This is a genomic window from Xenorhabdus szentirmaii DSM 16338, assembly GCF_002632585.1.
GTDB lineage: Bacteria > Pseudomonadota > Gammaproteobacteria > Enterobacterales > Enterobacteriaceae > Xenorhabdus > Xenorhabdus szentirmaii.
Genome location: NZ_NIBV01000002.1, coordinates 1,893,718 through 1,916,122, shown reverse-complemented (window position 1 = coordinate 1,916,122; position 22,405 = coordinate 1,893,718). Strand labels below are relative to the sequence as shown.

18 protein-coding genes and 1 pseudogene are annotated in these 22,405 nt (G+C 41.2%); 10 read left to right on the top strand and 9 right to left on the bottom strand.

Annotated features, from left to right (window positions below):
- Positions 1 to 256: 256 nt before the first annotated feature.
- Positions 257 to 622 carry a hypothetical protein gene (locus tag Xsze_RS18025; RefSeq protein WP_038241168.1) on the bottom strand — a complete coding sequence of 122 codons (366 nt, stop codon included), beginning with the start codon at positions 620 to 622 and terminating at the stop codon, positions 257 to 259.
- Positions 623 to 814: 192 nt separating this feature from the next.
- Here Xsze_RS18025 and Xsze_RS18020 point away from each other — a divergent pair, with 192 nt between their 5' ends.
- The 6 genes and pseudogenes from Xsze_RS18020 (at position 815) to Xsze_RS17995 (ending at position 4,305) form a co-directional block, all read left to right on the top strand.
- Positions 815 to 1,753, top strand: a complete 939-nt coding sequence (locus tag Xsze_RS18020) for a hypothetical protein (protein WP_038241169.1) — start codon at positions 815 to 817, stop codon at positions 1,751 to 1,753.
- A gap of 192 nt (positions 1,754 to 1,945) precedes the next feature.
- Positions 1,946 to 2,278, top strand: coding sequence for a hypothetical protein (locus Xsze_RS18015; RefSeq protein ID WP_038241170.1), 333 nt, complete (start codon positions 1,946 to 1,948; stop codon positions 2,276 to 2,278).
- A 62-nt stretch (positions 2,279 to 2,340) separates the two neighbouring features.
- On the top strand, positions 2,341 to 2,808 hold the full coding sequence (locus Xsze_RS18010) for a hypothetical protein (RefSeq protein ID WP_038241171.1): 468 nt from the start codon (positions 2,341 to 2,343) through the stop codon (positions 2,806 to 2,808).
- A 25-nt stretch (positions 2,809 to 2,833) separates the two neighbouring features.
- Positions 2,834 to 3,145 (top strand): hypothetical protein, encoded by a 312-nt coding sequence (locus tag Xsze_RS18005; RefSeq protein ID WP_038241172.1) that lies wholly within the window; start codon positions 2,834 to 2,836, stop codon positions 3,143 to 3,145.
- 91 nt (positions 3,146 to 3,236) lie between these two features.
- The gene (locus Xsze_RS18000) at positions 3,237 to 3,557 is read left to right on the top strand and encodes a DUF7716 domain-containing protein (RefSeq protein WP_038241173.1); all 321 of its coding nucleotides are present in this window, start codon (positions 3,237 to 3,239) and stop codon (positions 3,555 to 3,557) included.
- A 90-nt stretch (positions 3,558 to 3,647) separates the two neighbouring features.
- A pseudogene (locus Xsze_RS17995) lies at positions 3,648 to 4,305 on the top strand (IS1595 family transposase).
- 39 nt (positions 4,306 to 4,344) lie between these two features.
- Here Xsze_RS17995 and Xsze_RS17990 read toward each other — a convergent pair.
- The 8 genes from Xsze_RS17990 to pgaA form a co-directional block, all read right to left on the bottom strand.
- Positions 4,345 to 5,316 carry an EAL domain-containing protein gene (locus Xsze_RS17990; protein ID WP_038241177.1) on the bottom strand — a complete coding sequence of 324 codons (972 nt, stop codon included), beginning with the start codon at positions 5,314 to 5,316 and terminating at the stop codon, positions 4,345 to 4,347.
- Positions 5,317 to 5,666: 350 nt separating this feature from the next.
- A complete protein-coding gene (yfiB, locus tag Xsze_RS17985; protein WP_038241179.1) occupies positions 5,667 to 6,155 on the bottom strand; it encodes an outer membrane lipoprotein YfiB in 489 nt (162 codons plus the stop codon).
- Between the two features lie 14 nt (positions 6,156 to 6,169).
- Complete coding sequence (dgcN, locus tag Xsze_RS17980; RefSeq protein ID WP_038241181.1) at positions 6,170 to 7,414, bottom strand: diguanylate cyclase DgcN/YfiN; 1,245 nt, start codon at positions 7,412 to 7,414, stop codon at positions 6,170 to 6,172.
- Between the two features lie 4 nt (positions 7,415 to 7,418).
- Positions 7,419 to 7,910, bottom strand: a complete 492-nt coding sequence (yfiR, locus tag Xsze_RS17975; RefSeq protein WP_244431860.1) for a regulatory sequestration protein YfiR — start codon at positions 7,908 to 7,910, stop codon at positions 7,419 to 7,421.
- 351 nt (positions 7,911 to 8,261) lie between these two features.
- Complete coding sequence (gene pgaD / locus Xsze_RS17970) at positions 8,262 to 8,687, bottom strand: poly-beta-1,6-N-acetyl-D-glucosamine biosynthesis protein PgaD (RefSeq protein ID WP_038241196.1); 426 nt, start codon at positions 8,685 to 8,687, stop codon at positions 8,262 to 8,264.
- Between the two features lie 17 nt (positions 8,688 to 8,704).
- On the bottom strand, positions 8,705 to 10,051 hold the full coding sequence (gene pgaC, locus Xsze_RS17965; protein ID WP_038241185.1) for a poly-beta-1,6-N-acetyl-D-glucosamine synthase: 1,347 nt from the start codon (positions 10,049 to 10,051) through the stop codon (positions 8,705 to 8,707).
- On the bottom strand, positions 10,044 to 12,095 hold the full coding sequence (gene pgaB, locus Xsze_RS17960; protein WP_038241187.1) for a poly-beta-1,6-N-acetyl-D-glucosamine N-deacetylase PgaB: 2,052 nt from the start codon (positions 12,093 to 12,095) through the stop codon (positions 10,044 to 10,046). Before pgaB ends, pgaC begins: the two co-directional genes overlap by 8 nt.
- A gap of 9 nt (positions 12,096 to 12,104) precedes the next feature.
- Complete coding sequence (pgaA, locus tag Xsze_RS17955; RefSeq protein WP_099139153.1) at positions 12,105 to 14,576, bottom strand: poly-beta-1,6 N-acetyl-D-glucosamine export porin PgaA; 2,472 nt, start codon at positions 14,574 to 14,576, stop codon at positions 12,105 to 12,107.
- A 1,609-nt stretch (positions 14,577 to 16,185) separates the two neighbouring features.
- Between pgaA and Xsze_RS17950 the strand changes: the two genes are divergently transcribed.
- The 4 genes from Xsze_RS17950 to Xsze_RS17935 all read left to right on the top strand — a co-directional run bounded on the left by Xsze_RS17950 (position 16,186) and on the right by Xsze_RS17935 (position 21,984).
- The gene (locus Xsze_RS17950) at positions 16,186 to 16,875 is read left to right on the top strand and encodes a flavodoxin family protein (protein ID WP_038235705.1); all 690 of its coding nucleotides are present in this window, start codon (positions 16,186 to 16,188) and stop codon (positions 16,873 to 16,875) included.
- 28 nt (positions 16,876 to 16,903) lie between these two features.
- Positions 16,904 to 19,297, top strand: coding sequence for a non-ribosomal peptide synthetase (locus tag Xsze_RS17945; RefSeq protein ID WP_051462320.1), 2,394 nt, complete (start codon positions 16,904 to 16,906; stop codon positions 19,295 to 19,297).
- A gap of 199 nt (positions 19,298 to 19,496) precedes the next feature.
- A complete protein-coding gene (locus Xsze_RS17940; protein WP_038235707.1) occupies positions 19,497 to 20,822 on the top strand; it encodes a phenylacetate--CoA ligase family protein in 1,326 nt (441 codons plus the stop codon).
- 136 nt (positions 20,823 to 20,958) lie between these two features.
- Positions 20,959 to 21,984 carry a 3-oxoacyl-[acyl-carrier-protein] synthase III C-terminal domain-containing protein gene (locus tag Xsze_RS17935; protein WP_038235710.1) on the top strand — a complete coding sequence of 342 codons (1,026 nt, stop codon included), beginning with the start codon at positions 20,959 to 20,961 and terminating at the stop codon, positions 21,982 to 21,984.
- The last annotated feature ends 421 nt before the right edge of the window (positions 21,985 to 22,405 follow it).

The window sequence follows — 22,405 nt, the reverse complement described above, 5'->3', positions numbered from 1 at the left end:
ATGTTCTGTATTGGTTGTTGATTTTTCTTATTTTCTCCTGTAGACCATTATTTTGGCTGCAATATAGAGTGTTATTAGGATTTTAGTCTATATTATTTTTTGTTTAATAGTCCGTGTTATTTAGTTATCTTAAAGTGTAAACGTAAAGTGTAAATCTAATCATTTACAATGGAATCGATTAATTAAATATTTTTCCGGCGCTTTTAAAACGATGAATAAATTCATAACAAATAAAGGCGAAGGGTATAGATAGGTATCAAAAATGCCAAATCATTTCCTTACCCTTCAGTGTGAAGAGTAAGGCGTTTCCATGGGCTGATTGCCAATCTTCGTCATTCAAAGTCATTTCGATGCATTGGGCAGGGTAAAGTTCATCCGTTGGTGAAAATGTTTCGTATTCTGATTCAGCATTGTGCTTAAATTTATGCGTTACAGTACATTCAGTCATACCACCCGGACGCTTATGCCGTTGGCATTCTATATAGGCTCCGTAGAATTCATCAAGCAATCCTTCAAGCGCCCAGGAAAGGAATTGTTCAGGTGTCCATTGATTTGCTTCTTCGTTTGTCGTGTCAGGTTGATTTAAAATACGCTTCAATGTATTTGTGAAAGATGACAGCATTATTATGACTCTCTTAATTAATTTCCTTAATTGAATACATAGGGTATAGAGAAGTTCGTTTTTCTATGATTAATATATAAAATAATATGTATTATATTTTTTGTATATAGAGCCTTAATGATGATATTGATCAAGCTCATGGTTTTAAGTAGGTTAGACGCTCTTTAAAATTCAGGTAAGGAAATAATGCCCATGGCCGGTAAGGATTATGGATTAGTTGATAAAAATAGTAATTTCCCTCTTTCAGGAACACACTTAGATACCATCACTGTAAAAATTGCTCCGGCAGGGACATTATATAGCAATGAATTTGGTGAAGTGAGTCATTCAAGGTTTGGACACGCTTGGGTTGAATTTCAGGGGGAATCTATTGGTTGGGGAACGGGGGAAAGTAAGGAGGTCGGTGGGGCGGATAATATCACTTTTAAAGACTCTGTTGCTTACGATAAACAAAAAGTGACAAGTATCACCTATCCACTCTATACAGATCAGGTAATTAAAAATATTGAAAATTATCTTGCTGATATTATCAATGGTTTTTTTGATGGTGAATTTGGTTCATTTTCCAAAGATTATCATCTCATTGATAATAACTGCATTAAATTTGTTAACTCGATTCTGGCGATTACCCGTGAAAGCGATGATTCAGATAATGTAGATGCGATCCCTGATTTAATGGGGATTTCTCCCGATTTGATAATCGAAAGCTTTGAATGTCAAGTTCAGGCATTTAAAGAAATGAAACCGGCAGCGCCTTTTGATTTTATTGGTGATGATATTATCTATTTCGCTGAAAATAACGTGCTCATCTTTGAGGCTGATGAAGCATTTTCCGGGCAAAATGAGGGTGCATTGGAATTATTCGATTTATGGCGAGATACGACCAAAGAGAACCTTACCGATAATATCGGTATGTATGTCTTAGATGAGTTCACTCTCCCGGAAATGAGTGTGACTTATATAGAAAATGACTCCGTAGATACAAGTGGCAATGGCTTTATTAATTGGAGTGGTGAGTATACCATTCAAACGGAAAATCTCTATTTTGAGGCAGATAAAATGGTAGCGCTGTTCAATTCAATCATTGATGTCGTCGGTGTCAATAATAATTTTGATGATCTGGTTTTGTAAGCAATATTTTGAAAAATAAATTTAATCATCTGGTTTTAATGTCATTTTTTTATCAGCTTATGTTCAATTTGGCGTAGGTAATTTCATATACCCAAACTGCCTCAACGAGGACAGTATAAGTTGAGGTAGACTCTTCAGGATAAACATTCGTTATAAGATGCTTTTGTTGTTTAATTAATTGGGGTTTTAAAAGTGAAAAAGCATGAAATATATTCTAATATGCTATGGAAAACCTTAACCCATATAAGATGTGTGCAAACATTATCTTTTGTTAGAAAGGGATTTGATAAATCTTGTAATTTAGAAGCTGAACTATTGCATGGTATTGTTTTATCGCTTACGGAAGAAGAGATGACGAAACATGATATTTTTTTCTTAAATAACCAAGCCAGACTGTATCTGGATAATGCTGATGAGATAAAATTCCGGAATTATTCCTCTCATAAAAATGATATAAAAACATTATTCAGCATTGTTCCTGAGCATCTGAGAGAAAAACTAGAATGGAATGGCCCTGAGTCATGATATCATTTATTCACTATTTTGTGGGATATCTCTCCAAGAGGTAAAATAAAAAAGGAATAGTCATGGATATTTTGTTTGAGCTTTTTCTTCCAAAAGAAATAAATATAGAATCATTGGGTTTGAAAGAAGTTTTTGTTGAGTGGGCTGGTGAAAGATATTCTCAGGAACCAAAGAAGTTCCAATGGAATGATTCTCTTATATTTGAAGAATATAAAGATACAGCCGGTTACCATAATATCATCGGGAATGATATTATACTCGAAGAGTCTCGTTGCTATACCTTGCAAGGCAATGCATTGAACCAGTTTCAAGCATTGATTTGCGAAGAGCGGGATCTGGCAAACCATGGTATCTGTTTATTTTTCAATGAGTTTATAGCAAAGATAACCAATTGGATTATATTGATCTTAATAGATTATGACCAATTCGATAAAATATATAACATCAATGATATTAATGAAGCTTTTTATTTGCTAGAAAGAAGCCTTCATCCGGAAAATATTGAAGGTATTGCATTGGTGAAAAAATGATTCATTTACTGAATAACATTTATTAATGTATGATTACATTGATGACCTTTGGTGCCTTATATCCGAAGGCTTATTATTAATTCATCAAGGAAAAGAATTTAAATGCTATTTTCTTGATCAACCAATAGAAATTAAATTTATACCGTCGAAGGGTGGCAGGGTCACTATAAGCATAAATTGTCATGTGGAGTTTCAAACTTCCGTTGATAAAAAAGAATTTTTAATTTCAATGAGTGAATATGCAGAAAAGTTCTCTGAAAAGATAGAGGAATTGAACCCTAAAGCAACGGGTATATATAAAGCTGTTATGAAAAACTTAAGCGCAATGAGTTTATAATACTTATCGTCGATGACATGCTAACACTTTTATATTAACCAAAAAACAGCATAAAAAACAAAGAACAAGAGATGATAAATAGGATAATACCATGAATTTAGTTTCCATCAGTAAAGTTTTGTTATTTCCAGAAGATAACCCTGAAGGATGGTTTTACTTACCTCCTGATGATAGCCGTTGGAACTTGAAAACAGAAGGCGTTTTTTCTTTGGATAGTGTTGATTTTCATTATGATTCTGATGAATTTTTACCTGTTCAAGCAAAAGAAGGCGGATGGATTGAAACATTAGATAATGCTTCAATAGAAGAAATTATAGAAAATGCCCGGATACAATTAGGAAATCCTTCCATTAATGAACTATTTAATGCTTTTCTTTTTTATTTTCAAGATGATGCTTTTATTGAGTTTTAACCTTTAAAACCGAAAAGCTTCTATTTTTGTAGTTCAACGTTATTTTATTAGGGGCTGTCCTAGATAACTAATATCATCTAGGATAGTTCCATGGGAAAAAGTAGACTTAGCCAGTACAAGCAGGAATGGTTACTTGAACTGTTTATTGCAGGCTCTACGGCACGTATTGCAGCGGAGTTAGTTGGTGTTCACAGGAACACCGCAGCCTACTATTTTCATCGTATCAGGATATTGATTGACGAGCATATCGATAAGCATTCTTGGTTTGAGGGGGGAAATAGAAATAGATGAAAGTTATTTTGGTGGTTATCGTAAAGGCTAACGAGGTCGAGGCGCTGCGGGTAAGATCCCTGTTTTCGGGCTTTTAAAGCGTGGTGGTAAGGTTTATACGAAGGTAATACCTGATGCCAAATCTCGTACATTACTGCCGATAATCGGATCAAAAATTTGCCCTGATAGTATCGTCTACACCGATAATTTTGCGAGCTATGATGTGTTAGAGGTGAGTGATTTTAAGCATTACAGAATCAACCACAGCACCCAATTTGTCGATAAGAAAGCTCGCCAAAATCACATCAATGGAATTGAGAATTTCTGGGATCAGGCAAAGCGTCATATGCGTAAATTTAACGGTATTCCGAAGGGGCATTTTGAGCTGTATTTGAAGGAATGTGAATGGAGATTTAACACACCAAATACAAAGCAGCAATTAACTATTTTAAAACAAATGGTTAAAGGTAAATTTTAACCATTATCTAGGACAGCCCTTTTGAAAAACCCCAACCAATCATAACCATTTTTTCATAAATTCCTCTAATGCCACAGGGCGATCAAAATAATATCCTTGTAAATAGTCAACAGAATAGTTTTTCAATTGATTGGCTTGCCTTTGATCTTCAATACCTTCTGCTACAATTTCTAAGTGTAAACGCAGGGCAAGGTCAATAATGTTTTCGACAATATGCTTGGAAATCATATCGGTATTCATTTTACTGACAAAATTATGTCCAATTTTTATTAAATTAACATTAAATTTTTGTAAGTAGTTGTGGCTGGAATAACCTGTACCAAAGTCATCTAAGGCAATTAATATACCTAATTCATCCAGTTTATTGAATAAGCTAATCGTTTTTTCATCCGGATCTAATAACTCTCGTTCCGTAATTTCTAAAATTAATTTAATGGAATCTTCCGGAAAGGCCTGAAGGAATGTTTGGCAATCGTCGACTAAACGGGCATCTTTATAATGCCTTGCACTGATATTAAAATTAAAATGGAAATGCTCAGGTAATTGATGAGCAAGTGGTGAAAAGTATTCTTGTACTTGGCTGATTAAATTCTGAGTTAAAGGAATGATGAGGTCAGATTTTTCAATTTGTGCAATAAATTTATTTGGTGTCAGTAACCCCTGAGTGGGATGTTGCCAGCGGACAAGGATTTCACAGCCAATGATCTTATTGTTTTTGCTGCTGATAATAGGTTGTATATAGGGAATGAATTGCTTATTTTTAATCGCTTTTTTTAAACGGTATTCCGGAATTATAATATTTTTCGTATAACCATATAAAAACACAACAGATAAGAGGGCCAGCAGGGACAGGAAAATAAATAAGCTCTCTAATTCTACATCAAGCTGGATATTCTTCTGATAATTGGAAAATAATCTCCAGAATATAAAAGCTGCGCTCGCAGTGATGGCAAGGAATAGCATCACAAACATCCGATACAGGGATCGGGATAATTTTAGATCCGGCCCCATCATTTCTCCTTTTTGATAAAGCTTATTTACTTAATAATAGTCGCTTGTTGCGCAAGCATGCAAATATCTATTAACTTTTCGGTTACAAAAAATGATGCTTTTTTGATAGAGCAACTTGGCTATATTACAGGAAGACATTGGAGACAGGAAATAACTATATGATGATATCGTAAGATTTGAGCAAAAATTTTGCGATGAGTGAAAGGTATGAAATAAAAAAAATATGGCAGCCATCCCTGGCGAGGAGAATAAATTATTATTTCTATTTATATCAATATATTATCAAATGGTGTGTAATGAATAACGTGACATTCAATTTGGGTTATTGGCTTTTAAGCTGCTTCATTGCTTTAGGGGGCTGTTATCACAATAGCAACCCGACGGTTTTCTGCCCGTCCTTTTGAGCTTTTGTTATCGGCGATCGGCTGGCTTGGCCCCAACCCTCGCGTTGTCAGGCCCCGGTGCTGCATTCCACCTTGTGTCAGGGCATCTGCAACGGTATTGGCGCGTTTGAGAGATAGCTGATTGTTGTAACCCACTTCACCATAGTTGTCAGTATGACCATCAAGGCGTGCGTGATGGATGCCTGCTTTGGTCAGTACATTTGCCAGTTCTTTCAGTTTAACTTCGCCTTCCGGGCGTAAATGTGATTGATTATTGCCAAACAGGACTTTTTCTGACATGCCAAATAGCCAGCCTTCATCAGTTTGTTTGAACCCCTGTTGTTTCAGAACTGCGATTTGTGCCGCGCTCAGGCTGTTTTTATTCTGGCAGGCACTGAGAAAAAGGGCGCCAATGAACGCACAAATAATGAATATAAAAGAACGGTTTTTACGCATGGTGAATTCCTTAATCAATAGTTTAGTTTTGTTGTATTCGCTGAGTACCAGCCTCCACCCCGTTGCTTAATGTGGTACATGGCTGAGTCAGCTTCAGATAACAGTTGTTCCGCCGTTAAATCACCGTTGGACAGGGCAATGCCAATACTGAGAGTAATCCGCAAATGCTGGCCGTTGGGAAGCAGGATAGGGGTATCCATTGCATGGATAATATTTTTAGCAACGCGTTCCGCGTCTTCCAGATTGGCTGAAGGCAGCAAGATGGCAAATTCATCCCCGCCAAGCCGGGCAACAGTATCAGTTTTTCTGACTCTCCTTTTTAAGGTGGCGGCAATGGTAACAAGAACGTGATCGCCCGCAGCATGCCCGTACACATCATTGACATATTTCAGTCTGTTCCCGTCGATAAATAATATCGCCGCACTTTCACGCATGAACTTATCACCCATGACAGTTGAAAGAACCCGCTCAAATGTTGCCCGGTTGGGTAAACCCGTTAGAGAATCATGTTGTGCCTGCCAGGTTAAAACTGCTTTTTCTGTCTGCAAGTGGCGTTGCCACTCTTCCAGCTCTTCGAGGAGGTGATTAAAAACCTGACTTAATTCGTGCAGTTCTGAGATATGGGCGGAGGGAACACGACGTGAAAATGCACGACGCTGCCGGACGTCATGGGCAACGACGGTTATGTTTTGCAATGCCCTGACTATCCCGTCATGCATGCGAAGGGAAAGATAAAGTGAAATAACAGCACTGAGCAATAGGCAAATGAACAGTACCAACAGAGCCTGATAAATAAATTTGATAATGTGATCGCTGTTGCCTACTAACCAGACTGAGCCTACTTTTTGTTGGTGATGGTAAATGGGCAAGATCAGAGGTTCAGGGAAAAGCCAGTGCTCAACCAATCTCTTAAAATTACCTGTCCGGGGTTCTTGACTAGCCTGCCAACTCGCCAAGATCTGATTTTTGGCATCAAAAATTTTGGCTTCAGTGAAACCATCATGAACGGCAATCATTTCCAATATTTCAGTGGTGGCTGTTTTGTCCTGAAAAACAACGGCTGCCTGCGCTGTATGGGCGATGGTTGTAGAAATTAATTTCAGGTTATTTTCAGCGTATTTTTGCATGGCAAATAGGGCCAGCAGAGATAAAAATAACCCCACCACAGATAATATGATGAATGTGATAATCAAATGGATCCGATGAAAAGCCTGGCGTAACGTAGGGCGTGTTGGCATCAGTGAATAACGCTTTTTCATACGATTATTCCACCTTTCGAGCCAGTTGAAGCACATTCGGATGTACCCGCACACCACTGCGCGCCAGAATATCAAAATTTAAGCTGAATGTTGCCTGAGTGCTATCAATATTGAGGCAAAATGCACTGCCTATTTCGCAACGTGGATTATTTTCCGCAATCGTGAGCAGTGGCTTATTATTTTTTTGGCTGATGACCTGTTGTTGGAGTTGTGGATCAACTTGACCATAGTAAATAACGTCACACTTTTCTATTAATTGCTCTATGTTGAAATCCAAGGTTTCTATTTGTAATTCGGTGTGATCAGAAATCATATTTAGATGCGTTAAAACGTTAATGTAATCGGATGGCGGAACCAGACATAAACGCAAGGTAGTACGTGTAACAGGCCAGTGTGTATAGCTGATAATCCCGGATACAACTCGTATAACATTTTCATTGGGCTTTTGTGTTTTATTGGCATCAGGTATCGCCATGGCGACTGAATTGCATATCACGATGCTCAAGCAGAAGGTTACCAATACCCATAGAAATAATCTGGATATACAATGTCTGAAAATCTTACGTTTACAAATATTGCGCTCACAAATACTGCACTTATGAATAGTGTGTTCATAAGCGCTGTGTTCATAAATACTACGTTTACAAATATGATGAATCCGTTCAATCATTTGCATAACGAGTCCCTGTATTTTCCTGTCATATTAAAGTAGGCAATAGTGTATAGAACCTACCTTATCATGACGGAAATGACAGGATAGGTTATGGAATTAAATTATAACAAATTTAATAATTTTAAATTAAGTAATCTCTTTATGATATGTTAATCATAGGTAATAAATAGATTATTATCTATATTCAGGCTTGCTTTCATTGATATCTATTATATGTCCATGATTGTCATAAGTGATACTGGAAACTTTACTTTGTCTTAAGACATCTAATAAATCTTGTTTCAGGATAAAACTTTTAGCCACTTCAGCATGAGTTAAAGCAGGGCGGTGTCGACGGCGTTCAACTTGAAACCGGTACTGATTATATTTGGCCCAGCCAATCAATAGGAGCGCATTAAATGCTGCGATTGCAATATAAAGCGTGATGGCGTTCATCTCTGCTGTGAAATCTGAAGGTAGAAATTTAGGGCCAATATGGGGATGATTGGCCAATCCTGCCGCGAATAAATAGATAAAACCACTCCAGATCAGGAGGGTCAGTACGATATCAATCAGGCGGGGGATACGTCTTTGCTCAGTGAAAATCAACGGTTCTTTCATCATTCTATTCTCTCTGTTCATTCTGTTTTCTCTATCTTCTCTATTCTTTCTATTCCTCTGTCCGGGCTTTCCCAGCGAGCGCGTTTTTTACGTACCCGGAGCATGACTTTGGGAAAAGAAACCAATGTCGTAAATAGATTCAGCATCCAGTACACCATTGGATACCAAATCACCCAGAAAAGTGATGAGGCAACCTGTTTTTCATAGCGCCGTTCAATGATCAGGCTCGTGGTAAATTGAAGCAGGCAGGTAATAGCCAACACCAATCCGGTATATCCGGGGGGAAATAATGTATAAATACGTATGCTCTCCGGTAATGTGATCAACATGTTCAGAAAAAATAAAATGATGGAAAGGGCAAACGTGAATGACCAGATAACCGAGCAGCAAAACTCCGCAAACAGTACCCACATGCGGCGATATCGCCATGACCATATCTTGCGCAGATTTTTCAGGAAAACTTCAGCACCGCCTTGTGCCCATCGCAGCCTTTGTTTCCAAAGCCCCCGCAATGTTTCCGGCATGAGTATCCAGCAAACGGCACGGGGTTCGAAGAAGATAGACCAGTGATGCAACTGGAGTTTCCAACTCACATCGATATCTTCTGTGATCATATCGTTGCTCCAGTATCCGACATCGGCAAGTGCTCTGCGATTGAAAGCAGCAACCACGCCGGAGACAGTAAACACCTGGCCATAAACCCGTTGAGTGCGTTTAATAAGACCAATAATGGAGGAAAATTCGCCTACCTGAATTCGACCAATTAAAGTGGAACGCGTGCGAATGCGGGGATTGCCTGTCACAGCACCCACTCGCGGATGATCAAGCATAGGCTTGACCAACCAGACGGCAGCATCAGGATCAAGTAAGGCGTCACCATCAATACAGACCAGATAATCACTGTTGGCCGCTGCTGCACCCGCTTGGAGAGCCATGGCCTTACCCTGATTTTGTTTCAGATGAATGACCCGCAAATTCTGATGCTGCGTTGCCATGGCATTCAGTTCATTCCCGGTGCTGTCCGTCGAACCATCGTTGATAGCGATAACCTCGATATTGGGGTAGCGTTGGCTCAATGCCGCCTGCAATGTTTCACGCACGTTTGGCCCTTCGTTATAACAGGGCACCAAAATAGAAATCAGAGGGTTGCCGTCAAGTTGTGGCGTTTCTGCCTCGTTGATTTTCCAGTGTCTTTCCCGATAAAACCAAAAATAAATCCCTCCTGAAATCCAGATGGCTGACATGAACAAAGGCCAGAAAAAAACAAAGTTCAGCATGACCTCACCGGTAAAAATCACAGCGATGCTGAGAGGAATACTCAGTACAAGGCAGAGCACAGCAAATGCGAGAATACGATTAATCATTGAGCGGATACCATTCTGGGGAAAGAACAGGGCGAATTTCGTTCATTTCTGGTTGGTTATTCAAAAAATCATCAGGGTAGTAACCAAAATTTTGGGCGCCGTTAAGTTGTAACTGGCGCATCCATTCGGCTATCTGATTCCCTGCCATTGCTCTTTTATTAACCGGCTTGCGCCAGTCTACACTCTGAAGCTCAAAGACAGTTTTCTCCAAAGCCTGTGGGCGTTGAGCAACGGTTTTGACTAAATGAGACAGCCATTGATTGCTTTTTGAGAGAGGAACATTTTCCATTAAAGGCATCGCCATGGGTGCAACCCAGTCGTAATGGGTCAGGAAATCATCCAAATTTTGGGCAAACCACTCTTCGCTGTATGGCTCCAGGATCGGCATGGCAAAAATATTGCGTGCGGTTTTGATTTGATAACCGCGTACTGATTTGAGTTCTTGAGTTAATTCGTGGGTGAAATCTATCAAAAACAGGCTCTTGAAACGTGTCCAACGGGCAAATTGTTCCGGGTCCTGACGGATGGCCGCAATGGAAGATGATAACCCCGCCGCCTGATAGGCTTTTATGGCATCCGGGCCGGCATCTTCAAAATCTGACATAACGGCATCATCGTGATACAGAATGCCCTGAAAAATGGCATGAGCAGCGAGATCTTGATAGATCTCTTTTATTTTTTGCCGGTTCCCGGCGTTGTAAGGAGAAAGACGGCGGTATTGGGTCGGGTTGATAAATGGCTTACCACTGCCCATGTCATAGCTCATCACCCGTGGGTGTGACGGATCCAATTCAAAGGCCAGAACCGGCATCCATGCATAAATATCAATATTCAATCGGCTGTGCAGTTGCCAAGAGACGCGATTAAATAAATCGGCCCGCATTGGCAGCCAGCGGTTGGGAAAGTAAAGTTCATGGATATTTCCGTCACCTTTTGGATCAGCAAAAGCCTGGAGGAAAACAGCATTGACCCTGAGATCGGCGATGCGTTGGACGAGTTTGTCGAGATTGCGGGCCTGTTGGACAGGATCGGGGTCATAAACATAGTCGAGATCAACATGCACAACCCGCAGAATATTTTTATTCTGTACCTGAGTGACCTGCTCGGCAAACTTTTTCAGAGAGGGGTTATTGGTGAGCAGAATACGGGGAACATTGTCCAGATTGCCGGCATTTGCCAGCCCATCATCCAGTGTCAGCGCCATTTTGTAGCCGTAACGTTTGGCTATTTCCAGCGTAACACCACTGTCTATTCCATAAGGCCAAATCCAGACGCGTGGTTGCTTGCCTGTCGCAGTGACTATCCTTTGGGTGATTGTGGCGATGTCTTTTTCCATCCGCTGACGAAACGCCTGATCACTTTCATAGTTACCTGTCTTCGGATCATAAATGCGAATTGCGGCGGCAGGCTCTGTATTTCCCTGTGGATTGCCAATGGCACCATAATGATGCTGATAAGTATGGGAGGCAATTTCCACTAAACCGGAGCGGGACATTTCAGCAATCTGTTCCCAAGTAGTGAAACGCTCCCGTGATACCATCAAGCCACCAAAATTGACGGGCTTTCCGGCAGGCTCATCGACCCAAATGCCCACAGGTGCCAGAATGGCAGGCCAGTCGTAGGCTTTGAGCAAGGGAAATACACGGTGGTAAAAACTGCTATAACCATCATCGAAAGTCAGCAACACGGCTTTGGGGGGCAAAGGGAGCCCGCCCTGATTGGCGGTGAGGATTTGATCAACGGTGACAGGCTGATAACCATTTTCCCGCAACCATGCAAATTGATCGTTCAATGCGCTGGTGCGGACAGACATAAAACGTTGGTCTGCCCCATCATCTTCCACATCATGGTAAGCCAGAACCACATAACCATTGTGTGGCCAAGGGCGCTCATTCATGGCAAGAGGGCGCTGTGCCGGCGGAATAAATTCAGGTTTTCCTGCGTGTGCCGTTACACCCAGCCCCGCAATAACCAGTTGGAGAATAAGTAGATTAATCAGTAATGCAGGCATCATCAACCTATGGCGAAAAATAGTGCACGTCATAAAAAACCTTTAGAATCGATAAGTTAAGTCAAAGGCAGCTTGCAGATTACTTTCCCGCTTACCATCATAAGGACGTTTATCCAGCGTAATTTGAACGCCGGCATCAATGACATCATTCCATTTAATGCGTTGACCATATCCCAGCAATGTGATCAAACCGCTGCCATAACCATGCTGCCAATATTGTCCGGCTCCCGCCAAAAATTGCTGGCTCCAGACAGTTTGATAATGCCGGTACATAATGTGATCAGCTTCTAGTTTTGGCAGAAACGTAAACTCTTTTTCGGGATTGAAATAAGGTATATTCGTCTGCTTGTTATTGTGGCTTGTGCCCAGCTCCAGTGTTGCATCAAGTTTCAGGTACGGGCTGGTATACAGGCGTTGCATCCCATCAATGCCATACTCAAACCGGTGGTTGCCATCGGAAAAAAATGTGGGGGAGAAATGGGCTGTCCATTGGCTGCGTTCGCTCTGTCGCCAGCGAGCATAAATTTGTCCGCCATTGGCATGGATATTGTTGGTCAGTGCCCGCAGGGGCGTATTACGGGTGAGACGTTCTGCCGAGCCGCCCAGACGCCATTGATCATTGAAATCATGCCATCCGGCAACCCGCAGACCGACTTTTCCACCGTAACGATAATCATGAGCTGAAACCTCTCCTTCCAGCCAGAAATCGCGTGAACGCCACTCTATCCCTCCGCGCAGGGCACGGTTCAGTCCCTGACCTTCTGCAAATTGTCCGCGGTTGTAAGTTCCTCCCGCAAATAAGCGCCAATTATTATCAATAGGCGGGCTATAGATCACGACATCAATATCTGAACTGCGCTTACCGCTTTGGGGGCTGTCAGAATCAATGCCCTGATTAGCCTTAATACGCAATTCGGACATATGATGAACATTGCGCAGACGGTTAAAGCGTTCGGCGAGTTTATTTTCAGGCGCTCGGGTAATGACATCACCAGCCAGCAAATCCATTTGATGCCATTCTTGCAGTGCGAGGGCGGTATGACCTTGTTGAACTTCCAATGAAATATTGCGGGGATCTAAACTTTCTATCTGTTTTAGTTCGCTTTCTGACCGGCGTAACCAGCCGCGATCTAACCAGAGCGCGGCGAGGTCAATGCGTGAGTTCAGATGGCCGGGAGCCGTGCGGGCCATATGGGTGAAATGCTTTTCGGCTTCAGGAAGATCTTCGCGCAATTGCATGGCTTCAGCTAAAAATTGCTGTGCTTGCAACCAACTATCATTAGGCTCAGGAACAGGGGAGCCAAAAATATTGAGCATGTAGGGATGGCGTTGTTTGAGGTGGGTCGCAAAATCCAGCGCTTCGTCCAGATGTTCACTCTCCACATCAGCATAGAAAAGAACCATATCATCTTCGGGCGGAATATGGTCTGAAGCTGCTTTTTTATCGGGATACCCGCCGGAATAATTCAGGGAGCGCAAGATATCACGTGCTTTATCGGGCTGTTGCAGATACAGGTAAGCTGATGCTGCCCACTTTTGCGCATACGCAGGAATATTCAGGTTAGCTTCATGTTGCAGGAGATGATACTCATCAATAACTGCCTGCATGTGATAGCGGGAGAGTAAAGCACCGAGGCGATCAATGCGTGCTCGTTGGTAATCTTGCAGGGCATCGGGACGTGAACGCCATTGACTGAGCATGTTCCCATAACGTGCCAGTGCCTTGTCAGCAATATCAAACCGTTCTTTTTCGCTGCGATTCGGGATCATTGACAGGCGGACCAATTCTGCTGCGGCATCAACTTCCAGAGCGCGCAATTGCTCAGGGGATAACAGCTCCTTATCCGACAAGATGATTTGTTGCGCCAAATGCCATGCCGGGCCATTGAGACGATTTTTTCTCAGGATAAGCAAATAATCCTGCGCCACTTTTTTGTCATCGGGGAATCGCTTGTGGGCGGTTGAGAGAATTTGCACCGCATCCCATGTACGCCCAGCTTCCTGATCCACATAGGCCATCAGCCGGTAATTCGCGGCATTGGGTTCCTGGGCCAATAAATGCTTTGCCAGACGCTGTGCTTCCCTGTCTTGCCTTGCATCCGCGAGAGTCATGATGAGGCCGGCTTGTATATCATCGTTTTGTTTTTCGAGCGCCAGGGCGGTGCGCCACAATTGAATGGCCTCAGGCCATTGAAGCTGGTTACGATAGGCGCGAGCCACCGCCGTAATTCCTCTCGCGGGTAAGGCTGCTGAATGGTAACGCTGCCAGAGGGAAATCACTTCATCATCATGTCCGGCCCAGCTTGCCACTTGTAGCCAATCGGCAATTTGCGGGGAAGAAAGATGACGCTGTTTCTCTTCCTTGCGGATGTATTCAAGCATGGGAACCACATTACCGTTTCTGGCTTGTTGAATGAGTTCATCATAATTTGCCTGTGCGGCTTCTGTGGTCACTAAACAACTTAATGATATAAATAACGATAACAATTTATACCGATATCTATGATAGCGCATCGGCCGGAAATAAAGATATGGCACGGCATCCCCTTTTTATACTACTGATTAATTTTACAAGCAGCTAAACCAGATGGAATTACCTTAAATTTAAATTAAGGAAAATTTTTAATTTATTCATTTTTGAAGAGGCGGAATAATACGTATTACGTGAATTTATATCAATGGGTAATTTTTTGAGAGTCATTGCCTTTATTTGATTCATAATTGTCATTATGATTATTTATAATAATTTCAAATGATGATTTTTTTGATCTGGTTTTATATTTTGTCTATATAAATCAATGTGTTTTATGTTTTTGTTCCATTTTTATGAAAAAATAAAAAACCAGATATTTGCATCTGCACTATTTTCAATAAAAAATATTTAAGCTGAGTGTAAATGTTTTTCATTGCCATAATGGCCCATAATTAATGGGCCTTTTGATTTACCCGAACTTATAATTGGAAGCTGAGTTGCTTTCGTTTATAGATGTTGTTGCTGTTTTATATTCTGCTGGAAAATAAACTAACGTGATCGAACTAATTTAATTAATTTAAGTATCTGTGTTTTAATTGAAAGTGGTTTTGAGGAAACGAAAGGGGAATGCGGTTTAGCTCATTACGAAGTACGCCGGAGGGGCAGGTAGTCCTGAGTGTAGCGGAGCTACGTAAGTTATTGTCAAAAATTCGATTGAACACTTGATGAGGTATTTAAAAAACTCGTGCCTAAATAAGCCACTGGCCCGTTTTCTCCCGGGCGTTGGAGCCATGAACCTTAATTATTAATTTGGAATTTTGCAGAAATGTATATCCTGATGAATAATAAAATCTGTTTTAAAGTGGAAATAATATTATGGGTTATAATATAATGAGGTGATGTTTGTAACTATGAGATAATAACTAGTAAGTTACTTGTAATTCACGTTATTAAAATGATGGGTATATATCATGATAATTATAATCGCATTTATTTTTATAAAATAAACTTAATTAGGAGGTGTCACTTTTTTGTGGTTATTTTATATTGTTATTATCACTTTGATATAGATATTTAATTGAATGATTATAAATGCTTGTTAAAAATGATGGAGATATTGCTTACCCGTGCATCTCGTGGGGAAAGTAAGCACTGGATGTGAAAAATGACTACTATTGATGGAGTTAGTGAGTTCTCAAACTTTTGTAAAATTATACTTGTAAAAATTTTTTAGTTGTAATATTTATATCCTTCAGAGTAATGCCTCCCGATAAACCAAATAAATTTACAATAGTGTGGTGGTAATTATGCATCACGTACTGTGTCGCAGGTGTAGTTTAACATATTGAAGGGTGATTATTTTCCCATATGTTGACAATTTCAAAAGTTTAAAAAATAAGATTCTAATAAACATCAGATTTTATGTGCGGGCTTTCAGCATATAAGAAATTATTTTTTATTTTAATAGCAATAAAGAATGCAAGCCAATCGCTGAACAATACATTTTTAATAATCATGTTCTCTTAATCTTGGTGGCTTTCATTACTTTATTTTTTCGGGGTGGAATGTTAAATAACTGACTAATTGATGCCGACTGAGGAAATGTTATATCGATTCTGATTTGGGTTAATTAGACATTTTGGGAAAAATATGACAAATAAAATCAGATATGTCGCTATTAATGGATCAGAGCGTGTAGATGGAAACAATGCACACGCTTTGGAATGGTCAAAGTATTATCTGGAAAAGCAAGACGTTATTCTGGATATTTTCTCTTTAGCTAAATTTAAGATTGAACCATGTGGAGCGTGCGGAGATTGTAATTTTCGTAATGAACCATGCATCCAGAATGATGATGCAGCACGTGCAATCCACCTCATGGAAGCCAGTGACGGCGTGATTTTCGCCTGTGCAGTACATGGATTTGGGGCAACACCTTTAATGTCAGCTTTTCTGGAGCGGGTTGGTACGGGTTTTTTGCGGCATAACCGAACACTCACCAACAAGGTAGCGGGGGTAATGGTTACAGGGCGGAGAATGGGACATGTTGAAGTATACAACCAGATGCTCCAATGCGCGCTTTTAAATCGAATGATTTTAGTTGGGTATGGTTTTCCCGCTATCTTGATGGGTGACAAAAAAGGGGAAGTGCTTAGAGATCAAGAAGGCATGGAGATGCTACGTCGGATGCTTGACCGTATGGTATCGATGACTCGTCTTATACGTGAATACGAACATCTGACAGGACAAAAAGCGCTTCAGGTTCTCGAACCTGGAGAGCGCCATCGTATGGATGAGAAGGGTGAATTCTACGTCCCATCAAAGCTCGATATGCGCTAGATAATAATAAAGTATAAGGTTGGGTGATATGAAGAATCAGACGATGTTGGCTGCACCTGGGAATAATAAACAGTTAGGTAAAAATCAATTTGGGCGATTTCCATATACTGCCCGGACAATATGGGATGCTTTTGAATGTCATTCCACAGAGCAGCCAACATCGGTTGAACGAATAGAAGAGGAAATTATTTTACCTGATGGACTCACTGCATCTGTCGATAACCTTATCGTTATTGCTGCAATGATGGGTTCTTTACTGAGTACTGAAGGAAAAATAACGATAGGGATATACTCTGGTGTTTCAGTAAATTATCTTGATATTGATACGAAAGAACTCTGTGAAGTTGATGATATTCATACCCATATTGCCCAGTTGCGTGAAATAGCAGGGCTAACACAACCCAATGTTCCGCCTCATGCTGATATTGAGGTAACTGATGGTCAAAATTCTCCGCCTTTGGAATCATTGGTTTGGATTGTGGCAAAGAGAGATAGGTGCATATTGTCTGTGAGGAAAGATTGTATTGATCAAGCTGCCCGTGAACATTTACGAAAAATTATACTTTTTGTAGGTGCGCGGATCTTGAACCCTACGGCTCTTCCTATGCCTGAAACACTGCCTAAGCATCTGAAATGTGAATTCAATGAACGTAACTCATTAATAAAAAATATATTCCTCCATGTTCAGGTGAGGCCATTAGCTCTGGCAATCGTCGATGATAATAATGGTAAGAATTTGAGCTATGCCGGACTTTGGGATCATTCCAGTGTGCTGATGCAACAGATACGCGAGCAGGTATCTCCTCAATGTTTACATCCGCGGCTTGCGCTTTTTCTGGAGCGAGGTTGGCAACATCTGGTTTCAATTGTCGCTGTCCAGAGGATGGGGGGAACTTGTGTGCTGATCGATCCTGCCAACCCTGATGATTTGATCTATCACTTTCTTCAGGAATGTTGCCCCGACGCTGTGCTGACTATTGGCGGCATGACAGACAGGGTACGCGATCTTACAAGCCGCCCTATATTGGAAATAGGTAGAGAAGATATACAAGTACCGCAGGTTGATTGGGAATATGGTCATTGGATGGAAACAACCAATGCGGAATGCTTCATTGCTGGTACCTCAGGGACGACAGGTCAACCTAAAGCGGCTTGTTTATCTTATCGCGGGATGGCTGCCACACTTGAGGCAATAACCAAATATGCTGGGCTGGGGGAAAGTTCACGAGGAACATGGCTGACATCACCGGGGTATGGAATGGTTGAAGTTGACCCTCTCCCAGTACTGCATGCAGGTGGAACAGTATATATCCCTCCCCCTGAAACCTTACAGGATATAAGGCTGCTAGCGCTTTGGCTTATAAAGAACAATGTTACACATACACTAGTCATGACATCTATTGCTGAAGCGTTCTTTAGGGGGGAATGGCAAACAAACCTGCACACAATGCTGATTGCTGGTGAGAGGTGTAAGCAATGGCCCCCTGCCAATCTAAGCTACCAAGTCCTAAATGTTTATGGTTCTGCGGAAGCTGCGGTGGTTTCAATTGAAAATTTGTCATCTGTTCAACGCCATACATTGTTGCCTTCTGTAGGGAAAGCCGTAGCGGGAGCAAACATGTATGTAGTTGATAGCACAGGCCAAGAACTTCCGGCCAACTGTGTGGGTGAATTAGTGATTACCGGAGAAACTCTCTCTATAGGCTACCTCAATATTGAAGATACAAGGAAATCTTTCCATCCGAACGTACTCGATAAAACTTCACCATTGCAATACATCACAGGGGATAGAGCACGGATGAGTTTGGAGGGTACTGTCGAAATATTGGGACGGTCGGATTCATTAGTGAAAATTCGTGGGCATAGGGTAGATCTAATAGAAATAGAGATCTCTGCGCTTGAAGTCGCTGGCGTGGCGAAAGCTGCGGCAACTTGCTTCACCAACGATACAGGAACAAGCCTGGTACTATTTATTGAACCTGTCTCAGATATTGCGTCAAGAATGGACGTTGTAAATGCAGTACGTAGGCATCTTGGTAAGAGGCTAAAGCCCGCCGCTCAACCAAATCAAATCATTGTTGATGTGTTGCCAATAGGACGAAATGGTAAAGTGGATTACCGTGCGTTGAAGATATCTCCGGTTGAGACAGATATGGCACATTCCATTTTCTCTCCAAGTACGGAAATTGAAAGTACGCTGTATTCCTGCTGGCTGAGTTGGACTGGATGCGATAACGCAACTCTTGAATCTAATTTTTTCAGCACGGGTGGGGATTCCTTGCGGGCCATGATAATGGTAGGCGATCTTGCTGATAAATATGGCATCCATATAGAGATGAACTCGTTTCTTGAAAACCCTGTATTGCGGAATCTTATACGTTTGGGCAGCACTTCACACGATAGCAATTTGCCAACGTGTTAGCATCTGTCCGATGATGAACGGCAACAAACTTTTACGCTCAGCCCAACTTGCTGAAATTTATAGGGAATGGAGGTAATTCATTGATTCATATGAAAATAGAATTAGGGTGCTGGCCTGAACTCTCAATTCCACTCGAGCGCATTATGCTGACTGGGTCTATCCGTGAATGTGCAGAACAAATTGCAGAAAGGAGTCTTCCATGACTCATAAGCAATTACACCGGGAATGGCTTGAATATGTTACTGCATACCTGAATGGGCACATAAAACCCCAGTGCCTACATCAACAAAATGAGGTACGAGCACAAGAAATACTGAGGTACGTCGCGGAACACTCATCATTTTATCGCAAGCATCTAGATACCGGGAAAGGTTCTTTGAGTTTATTCAAGAGCCTTAACGGTATTCCTTTTACGACTAAAGATAACCTTCGTTCTGCAGGAACGGCCGTTTGCTGCGTCCCGTTCAACGAAATAGCGATGTATTATGAAACGACAGGAACCACTGGGCAGCCAACACCGTGCCCGCGAGCATCAATTGATGTTGAAACGAGTGGCGCCTATGTTCAAAAAGCTACCGCAGATATATATCAATCAACGTTCGGTGCGATGCACGCTCTTACTGCTATTATGGGGCCATCAGAGTTGTATGCATTTGGGGATACCTATGGTGAGATTTGCAGGAATTTGGGCATTCCTTTTGTACGATTGTGGCCAGAAAGCCCACGAGTTGGCTTGGATAAAGCGTCCAGACTGATTACTGATCTTGGGGTTCGTTCACTAATATGCTCTCCGGCAATCGCACTTGCGTTAGCCCGCCTTTATATCAGCCTTGGGATTGATCCTCAAAAAACGTCAGTGGAGCAGATTTTTGTTCTTGGAGAATTATGCACGCCCGAAATGCTTTTGAATATTTCCCGTATCTGGAATGCACACTGTACCCATGGCCTGTATGGTTCACAAGAAGCACATGCAATCGCGACAGGTTGTTCAAAAGGTAATCTACATCTTTCAGAGACAAATTATCTTGCAGAAATTCTCCCAGTTTCCGGATTGGATGATGATGTTGGAGAATTGTGCCTAACAATGCTAGTACCTGGTGCTAAGCCATTAATTCGGTTTCGTACAGGTGACTTAGCTCGCCTTCAATCACCAGAAACTTGCGGATGTGGTAGCCCGTCCCGTTGCTTGAAAGTATTTGGTCGAATTAATGATGTCATGGCTCTTGGTGGCCGCTTGATTCTGCCTTCATCAATCGAATCTACTATTTTAATGGCTGCTGAAAGGGTTTGGGGATATCAGGTTACAGTTTTGGAAACAAGTAAAGGTGCTGATGAGATGGAAATATCGATGATTGCTCATATTGGGGGTCGTTCAGTTATTCAAATTCAAAAGCAGATGGAAGAACATTTTAATGTTCCAGTCAGGCTACATTTAGTGGAACAGTTAGATCCAAGAACAGAGACTGGAGCCTATATTTCCTGGAAACATGCTCGTATTAGAGATAAGAGGAATTCGAATCTATGATGACACAACAATATTTACAATTAGCGTAGCTCAGGCGATTTGGATTAATAAAATGCAAAAGTGATTAAATATCCATCCTATGTTCCGGACCGATTATTGAATTAATGCGAGTAATTTAAGGAAATTGAAAACAAAAATGAAAATTTTAAATATAGGTTATCACTTACCCCGGCCTGCATGTATTAACGAGGTTGAACACCCTAATAAAGTACAGATAGAAACCATAAAGTATGCGGGTTATAACCAATTTTGGATTGATCCCAGCAGTATTCGGGAAATGGCGTCAGCAGCTGCACATAAGGCACTTTCCGGTACGGGGATTCAGACTAAAGATATTCATTTTATTATAGCAGGGCATTCTGGTGTGCCAGATTACATTGGTATTGACTTCTCCTGTCAGGTTGGTGCAGAACTGCAATGTTCTGACATTCGTACTGTGAATTTGGTTGAAGGATGTGGGAGCAGCATCAGCGTTTGGTTCCACGCCGCATCGCAGGCCAAAAGGCTGCCTCCCGGAAAAGTGGGGTTAGTCGTTGTTGCTCAGCGTGTTAGTGAGGTGCACCAAGACAGATTTGGTATGATGAATGCGGCTTTGAGTGATGGTGCTGCTGTTGCTGTTGTTGCTTCTGATGACTGGCAAACATCTTCACCGACATTGCATTACCTTGCCGGAGATGACATGTCCGATTGCCGCTATGTTGATATGATGCGAATCGAGTATGGTGGTGGTTGCCAACCTGTGCGACCAGAAGGATATGATGTTCGTCATGACAAATTAGGCCGTGAACGAGTCATGGATATTTATAAGTTTACCTCTGATGATCTAAAGGCATTTCTGGCCTTACGCGAGGATAACACGATCAAAATTATTAAAAGAGTTATGGCCCAAGTTGATCGCCCTCTGAACTCACCATTCTTATTACAAACATTGGAAGGTGAACAAAGTATTAAGAGTCTTTGCAGAAAAATGGGTATTGTACCAGAAAGAAGTAATTTGAGTTTGGTCCCTGAGTTGGGGCATATTGGATGCCCTGATTTGCTTATTTCATTGAAAATGCTGATTGATAAGGGCGATATTCAACTCGGTGATGATATTATTATGAGTACCATTTCTACTGGGCTAAAATGGGGGGCTGCTATTTTTCAATATGACAAGGTATAAGCCTAAATAACGCCCATAATAATATATATGGAATAATTTGTTTATATTGCCCAGAGCCGGTTTAATTTCAGGAAGGCTAAATCAGACCATCATCTTGTGAATGACCTTTATATCTTACTGAATAAAATGTTATATAAGGTGATTTACAATCATGTCCTATGGATTTAAAAATGCAGCCAACAAAAAGTAGCAACTTGAAAGGTGATGAGAATAGATGATGACATCTGTCTCTTTATCAGAAAATACGGTAGGGAATATTCTAATCACATTAATACAGGGTGATAATAATAAAAGAAAATAAAAACAAATAAAAGCAAGATGGGTCATCTCATTATTCCTGATGAGCCTCTCATGATAACCCCAGAACAACTTAAGGCGGAATTTCTCTTACCTACCCGGAAGAAAACGGAGATAAAGCATT

What these genes read in the sequence shown, in the direction of transcription:
- pgaC (WP_038241185.1), bottom strand. Translation starts at nt 10,051, where the DNA reads ATGATTAATCGTATTCTCGCATTTGCTGTGCTCTGCCTTGTACTGAGT.
- pgaA (WP_099139153.1), bottom strand. Translation starts at nt 14,576, where the DNA reads ATGCGCTATCATAGATATCGGTATAAATTGTTATCGTTATTTATATCA.
- Xsze_RS17950 (WP_038235705.1), top strand. Translation starts at nt 16,186, where the DNA reads ATGACAAATAAAATCAGATATGTCGCTATTAATGGATCAGAGCGTGTA.
- Xsze_RS18010 (WP_038241171.1), top strand. Translation starts at nt 2,341, where the DNA reads ATGGATATTTTGTTTGAGCTTTTTCTTCCAAAAGAAATAAATATAGAA.
- Xsze_RS17935 (WP_038235710.1), top strand. Translation starts at nt 20,959, where the DNA reads ATGAAAATTTTAAATATAGGTTATCACTTACCCCGGCCTGCATGTATT.
- Xsze_RS18020 (WP_038241169.1), top strand. Translation starts at nt 815, where the DNA reads ATGGCCGGTAAGGATTATGGATTAGTTGATAAAAATAGTAATTTCCCT.
- Xsze_RS17990 (WP_038241177.1), bottom strand. Translation starts at nt 5,316, where the DNA reads ATGGGGCCGGATCTAAAATTATCCCGATCCCTGTATCGGATGTTTGTG.
- pgaD (WP_038241196.1), bottom strand. Translation starts at nt 8,687, where the DNA reads ATGAAAGAACCGTTGATTTTCACTGAGCAAAGACGTATCCCCCGCCTG.
- dgcN (WP_038241181.1), bottom strand. Translation starts at nt 7,414, where the DNA reads ATGAAAAAGCGTTATTCACTGATGCCAACACGCCCTACGTTACGCCAG.
- yfiB (WP_038241179.1), bottom strand. Translation starts at nt 6,155, where the DNA reads ATGCGTAAAAACCGTTCTTTTATATTCATTATTTGTGCGTTCATTGGC.
- pgaB (WP_038241187.1), bottom strand. Translation starts at nt 12,095, where the DNA reads ATGACGTGCACTATTTTTCGCCATAGGTTGATGATGCCTGCATTACTG.
- Xsze_RS17940 (WP_038235707.1), top strand. Translation starts at nt 19,497, where the DNA reads ATGACTCATAAGCAATTACACCGGGAATGGCTTGAATATGTTACTGCA.
- Xsze_RS18025 (WP_038241168.1), bottom strand. Translation starts at nt 622, where the DNA reads ATGCTGTCATCTTTCACAAATACATTGAAGCGTATTTTAAATCAACCT.
- Xsze_RS18000 (WP_038241173.1), top strand. Translation starts at nt 3,237, where the DNA reads ATGAATTTAGTTTCCATCAGTAAAGTTTTGTTATTTCCAGAAGATAAC.
- Xsze_RS18005 (WP_038241172.1), top strand. Translation starts at nt 2,834, where the DNA reads ATGTATGATTACATTGATGACCTTTGGTGCCTTATATCCGAAGGCTTA.
- Xsze_RS17945 (WP_051462320.1), top strand. Translation starts at nt 16,904, where the DNA reads ATGAAGAATCAGACGATGTTGGCTGCACCTGGGAATAATAAACAGTTA.